This is a genomic window from Dapis purpurea BLCC-M126 (assembly GCF_050015975.1).
In the GTDB taxonomy this organism is placed as follows: Bacteria; Cyanobacteriota; Cyanobacteriia; order Cyanobacteriales; family Microcoleaceae; genus Trichodesmium.
Map to the genome: position 1 here is coordinate 1 of NZ_JBNHER010000262.1, position 6,278 is coordinate 6,278.

Consider the following 6,278-nt stretch of genomic DNA (forward strand, 5'->3'; position numbering starts at 1 on the left):
GGGAACGGAGACCTCGGCATCCCATCCTAACGGACTGCTCCGCTTTCCGACCGCTGTCTTGGTTGATTGGATATGGCGAGGGGACCTCGCCATCCCTCAACCGCTTTTTCCCCTATCCAAGGGGAGGCTTTAAACCACAATTATTTAATTAACAATTAATAATTAATAATTCGGTAATTAGTTATTGTATCCCGGAGGAGTCAAGAGAAATATTGGAGTTGAACTATTAAATTTTTAAATTCGTATTCAATAGAACATCTGTATTAACAGGAGGTGATTTTGCGATTACTGTATGACAGGATTTTATATAATACAAATTTGCCAAAAGAATATTAAAAACACTATAGAGTCTGAAGAAGGAAAAAGGTAAGATAGAAGGAAAAAAAATGATCGATTTTCTCTCCCCAAATCAATAAATTTGTACAAAAAATCAGCAGTTATAATAAGAGCTACCTTGATTTTTAGCCAACATTTATCACCGCTTATACAATACTAAATTTCAATAAAATAGTTAGATTCAAATAACTTACAAAACTATTAAAATATTTCCTTTTCTCCTATGAACAAAAACTTTGTAGGAATATTTTTTTCAACTCGCCTAATAGACATAGCAGTAAAAAAGAATGTAGAGACATTCCATAGAATATCTCTACCAGGGTTACTATAAAAAGCTTCTTAATGTCTGGAGATATCTTTATATTTATTGCCCAAACTCCTCAGCTAAAGGCTCATCATTTTCATCAGCAAGAGTTGCAACAATAGTAATTGCCCGCGAAATTTCTCCTGGAGATAATTCCGCTACAGTACGAGTTGCCACAACAACAATTTGATTGTCCACAATGGCAAAATGCGATTCCATCGTTGATAACCAATTCATTTGTAACAACCTACGCATCAACTCTGGTTCATTTTTAGCAGGCAACTTCAATACATAAGACCAAACTGTTAAACTATCATCATCAGTTTCTCCAGTCAGTCTGACATATACATCCACACTACCATATTTAAACTTCCACAAATGGCCAGCTTCATTTTGAGCCACCATTACCTTTTGCTCTTCTGCCATACTGGCAATGACAGTCTCAATCTCTTCTATATAGCTAAGAGTAGTTTCATATTCGGTTAGTTCGTTAATATTTGTTTCCTCAGTAGAAGCCTTGTCCACAGAAACAGTTTCAGGATTGTTAGTCGTCATAATTACTTATAGCCATAGTCAAATCATCTATTCACCAGTTTAAGCCTTGAACTTACACTTATACCAAATTCATATATAGTGTAGCTACATCTTAATCAGTTGTTTATGCCTACAGCTTCATACTTCATATCTGGCAGGTATTGTACAATTAGAACCTTTTTGCCTTTTTTTCTATTTACCAATAAATAATTAATCAATTTGGTTTAAAGCCTCTCCTAATAATTGATAATTATGTTTGCGTTCTGCAAAACTTTCCTATCGGAATGCTACGCATTCATGTCGGCTCTTAGCCGAAACGCTTTTCATGTCGCGCAGCGAAACAAAACTAATTATCCATTATCCATTGTTCATTATCAATTGTTAAAGAGGTAATTATCCATTATTCATTATCAATTAATGAACCCGCCTTTTAAGGCTAAATGTTTTTTTAGAGTTGTTCTAATCCCTATTACAAAAACAACTTCTGACTTCTGACTTGGTTAAGTTTGTGCCAGACTATTCTCTGAAAGAGATTGCAACTACTTCAACTCCCATCAAATCAAGAACTTCGTTAATTTTCAGCAGTATTTCCTCTTGAATTTGGATAGATTCATCTGAATCTTTGGTTAAAATGTATGTGAATAAATCAATGTCAATTACTTCATTACTCAAGTTATCTAGACTAATGCGTTCTTCAGAAAGCTTTGGATGTTGAGCGAGCATAACTCGGAGGTTTTCCATAGTTTCTGCTAATCTTTCGTGGATACTATCATAGCTCAATGAAATTATAGTATCAAAAGTATGTTTATCACGCTGACTATGATTAACTATTTGGGATGTAGAAACTACTGTATTGGGGACATAAATGAGCTTGCGATCTACCGTCCGAATCAATGTTGAGCGCAAACCAATATCTTCTACTGTACCAGTAACACCACCTAACTCGCAAAAATCTCCAATATTCATCGGGCGATTCACAAATAAGGTTAAACCACCAACTATATTTTCTATGTATGGTTTCACTCCTAACCCAATAGCAATACTGCTAATTCCAAAGCTAGCTATTATTGGTCCAACAGCTACACCAATTTGTTTGCTAGTAGTGTAAAAAACTGTTAATGCTGCCATAACTCCAAGGATACGAATTCCATTACGAGCAATGATTGCTTCAAGGGATTTGTTGTCTGCAGGCATATTGGAGATAATAGTAGAAGCAATAGCATTAAATACCATAAAAGCTAACCAAGCCAAAACTCCACCTTGTATAACAGTTGATAGTTTCAATAGATTATCTAGGAGTTGGCCTGTGATATTAATGCTTTTATCCATGAGCAACTCCCAAGTCTCCCCAACCCATAGCGTAAAAGTTGGCAATAATAACCCTAACCATGCTTTTTTTTGTTCATTGGTGGTATTAATATATTGTCGGAGTAAAAATGCTACCCCTAAAATACTAAAAAACAGCATAGAGCTAATAACGCCAAGGCTGAACCATTGCCAAATAGTCTGACCTCGAATCAATTTACTTGTCCACTTAGGCAGCCAGCTATTCCACTTGGGAGGCAACAGATACCCAGGTGTAGTGATATAGAAATTGTAGAACTCAGGGGAGGTTTTCCATGAATTAGATTCATAATAAGGAACTTTTTCAGTCAATTGATAAAAGTTTCTAATACGCTTCACTGTTTCAGGTGAGAAGAGAAATTCATTTACATTAAAACCTTCCTCAACTAACATAATTGCAATCTCAGTTCCTGGAATTTCCCAGCGTTTCAAGTCTTCTTGTTCAACATCTTTCCTGCTAGGAATATTATTGCCTTTAGGCAATTTAAGGCGGTCTAAGACTTCCTTGAGCATTAAGGCATATTCTGTACCAATATCTTGACGACTAATTGGGGGTATATCTACAAGATTCAAGGTATCCACCGCCCGTCTTAGTGCCCACTCTGCTTTCTGGCCTTTTTCTTTGACAGCCCGAGAATGCCATAATCCCCCCTCTTTTTTTGACTGCTCTTCAGCTTCCTGGATTAGCTGATAAGCTTCATTCATATTCCTCATAAATCCTGAAAGGGTGGCACGGGGACTATTCGTAGCTGGTGGTCTGAGTGGGTTCTGGTATGGGGTTGGGGTTGTCGTCCCCATAACAATATGCTGATTAAGAAGAATTATTATTAAAACAGCAACAGTTCTTAATAATAATTTTTTTATTAGTCTCATCATTAATGTTTGCTAGAAGGGAGTAAAATTGCTTAGTGGTTTATACCAATTCCTATCAGGAGTGAGGTACAAAATTACCGATTTTCTTAAAACCTTAACAGGGAAGAGGAAAGAAAACAAGACAAGCGACTTTAAGCGACTTGACTAGCATGATAAAGACTATATATATAGGCACAGGAAAAATTTTTGGCTATTAACTATATCATAAAAATGAGAAGACAATCCTTGATATTTTCTAGCCAAAACAATTCTTGATTATCTTCTAGCAATAAAAGTTGTTTACCAATGGATAGTGTAGACTCCGAAGAAGTAAAAACCCAACTGGGAAGAAGGTAGAACAATAGTAAATTTTATTGCCCAATCAGCAGATCGAACTTTATACAAAAAACAAGTACTTATACAGCAGTGTTGGATTTGATAAAGTACAATTTTTTAGGACTTTAGGCAACATACAGCAGAGAATTAACAAATTGTACCTCACCATCGGCGCAAAGTCCTGTAATCAATATCCCTAGCTTAAACGTTTATCAAAGTGATATGACGGAATAGGTCATAGGCGATATTCAAGAATTTAGAATTAAGAATTACCTCTCCTTGAAAAGAAGAGGATTGACGAACAGGAAAATTTTTATTTATTATCCCCTTAAAACGGGTGGCTTTAAACCACAATATTTCGGTAAACAGAAGGATTTCCTAAGGTATTTGCTCAGAATTAAATCAGGAGTCATAAGTGAGAATACTGATGATTTGATAGTGGAAATTATATAGGGTTATTGTCAGAAATATCTGCAAAATTATAGAGGTATTTTTTCTATAAAAATATAACTGGATTTCAGATGATATAGCTGATATGAAAAAATTGTTATCAGCTATATAATTATGTCTTTATTATCAGGATTAAATATTAGGTTTATAACCAACCCAATATTTACTGACAAAATGAACTTCAGTTGCAATATTTACAAAGCCTGCTTTTTCTAAACGTTCTTCTAAATTATCCTTAATGTAATCTTTATAATAAGGTTCATGGAACATTGCAGGAAAATTTTCTAACATGGTGGCAAAATCAGGTTCATCAGAAGCTTGAATTGAATCACAAATTACAAAAACGCCTCCTGGTTGAATTACTCGAAAAGCTTCTTCTAAGACTTTTTGACGTACCATTGGAGGTAATTCATGGAAGGTAAATACACAAGTTATTCCCTGAAAATAGTTATCTAGAAAAGGTAAATTCTCTGCATTTCCTTGCAAAAGCTGAGGTAGGTCTCCCAACTCTTCAGATAGTAATTTATTTGCTTTTTTCAGGTAAGCAGGTGATAAGTCATTACCATAAAGAGAAGCTTTTGGCAAGGTAGCCCGAATAAATTTTAATGTTCTGCCAGTACCACAAGCTATGTCTAAAACTCTTAGTTGTTGGGGAGCAATCGCCTCTAAGTTTTGCCCAGAAAATAATTTTTCTAACCCCATTTTTAATGGAGCTAAAATTCGCCTGCGCATCGCATCAGCAGTACCAGAAAATAAAATTTCTACCTGTAAATCATAGAGATTAGCTGACATCTCGCTTAAGTATCCATTTGTTTGATAATGGAAATTTTGTAATAATTAGGATAATCTTGAGTATCTATTTCTTGAGAAAACTCTTGATATTTCTTTTGTTGAATTTTTTCCCAAACGCTAGGCATATCTAGCCAAACATTAGGATAATAACTGAAAAAATCTGCCCATGGATTATCAAATATAATATTAACTGGATATATGCCTTTTTCTCCATCTGCTAAATCTTTTTCGATGATTTTATCAATGCGTTGCTGCATTTTTTGGAGAATTTCAGCAGACAAAGATTTGGTATTTAGTTTGAGGTTTGGATGAATAAAGTTTCTCAGCTGAGTAGAAATTCTTTTGTGAGCTAAAGCAAAGTAAATTTTACTTTGTTGAAATGTTTGATAAGTAAGTTTTGTGATTGTATCTGGCATGATGATATTATTATTTTAATAATTATTTTGAACCTGATTTTTTCCAGTTTTTAAGTATAGCAAGACTTTTGAAAATTGGTATAATATCAAATCTAGAGTAATATCGGTATAATTCATACTTTGTAGGGGTTTGGTCACCAAAACACCTACCAAATTTGGAATTTTTGCCAATACTTATGACAGAGTTTCATGCTTTAAGGCAAGCAGACTTGGTACCAGACTCAGAGTAAAAATGTTGAATAAAAAGTCATGTTCATAGGCGAAGAGAGACTTACAATCTTTATGTTATCACAATTTTGTTGAGGATGCAGCCGAAAATCCTTTTACGCCGGATTTTTTCTAGGTAACTCTCAGAGAATGAAAATGTTTGTGATTTTTCACTAGGTAGGGTTTGCTGATTAAATCTCAAAGTGTTTACAGATAAAGGTTTGATGATTTTTAGGGGGCGAAAAAAGTGCGCCTGTTTCAGTTGATTTCGCTCAAAAAGCTAGTATTTTGGGCAAGAGTTGGGCAAAAAAATTACTCCCCCACTCCCCTACTTCTGAAAAAAGACTTTTTCAGCAAACTCTAGCTAGGGAGTTATACCAATTTGAAAAAAGAATGTTACAAATAGTAAGGGCAATAAAAAGATTTTACAGGATATTTACCTTTGACAAAAAATATGATTTCCCAGTTAAAAAATGATATAGAAGCTATTCCCATATGACTCCTGACTCCTGACTCCTAAAAAGCTCCCTAGCAATTTGTAGCAAACATTTATTATAGCGGTTTTCACAAAGGTAGACTACAAAATTTCTTCCTTCTTCTTTCTTCCTTCTTCTTTCTTCCTTCTTCCTTCTTCTTTCTTCCTTCTTCCTTTTTCCTTCTTCCTTCTTCCTTCTTCCTTCTTCCTTCTTCCTTCTTCCTTCTTCCTT

4 protein-coding genes are annotated in these 6,278 nt (G+C 34.7%); all 4 read right to left on the reverse strand.

The annotated features are described in order from the left end of the window. Window positions 1–700 precede the first annotated feature (700 nt). Window positions 701–1,195 carry a YbjN domain-containing protein gene (locus tag ACP6PL_RS24290; protein ID WP_426547886.1) on the reverse strand — a complete coding sequence of 165 codons (495 nt, stop codon included), beginning with the start codon at window positions 1,193–1,195 and terminating at the stop codon, window positions 701–703. A 495-nt stretch (window positions 1,196–1,690) separates the two neighbouring features. Continuing rightward, the gene (locus ACP6PL_RS24295) at window positions 1,691–3,394 is read right to left on the reverse strand and encodes a mechanosensitive ion channel family protein (RefSeq protein ID WP_426547888.1); all 1,704 of its coding nucleotides are present in this window, start codon (window positions 3,392–3,394) and stop codon (window positions 1,691–1,693) included. A gap of 894 nt (window positions 3,395–4,288) precedes the next feature. After that, on the reverse strand, window positions 4,289–4,948 hold the full coding sequence (locus tag ACP6PL_RS24300; RefSeq protein ID WP_426547890.1) for a class I SAM-dependent methyltransferase: 660 nt from the start codon (window positions 4,946–4,948) through the stop codon (window positions 4,289–4,291). 5 nt (window positions 4,949–4,953) lie between these two features. After that, window positions 4,954–5,364, reverse strand: coding sequence for a ubiquinone biosynthesis protein UbiE (locus ACP6PL_RS24305; protein WP_426547892.1), 411 nt, complete (start codon window positions 5,362–5,364; stop codon window positions 4,954–4,956). Window positions 5,365–6,278: the final 914 nt, after the last annotated feature.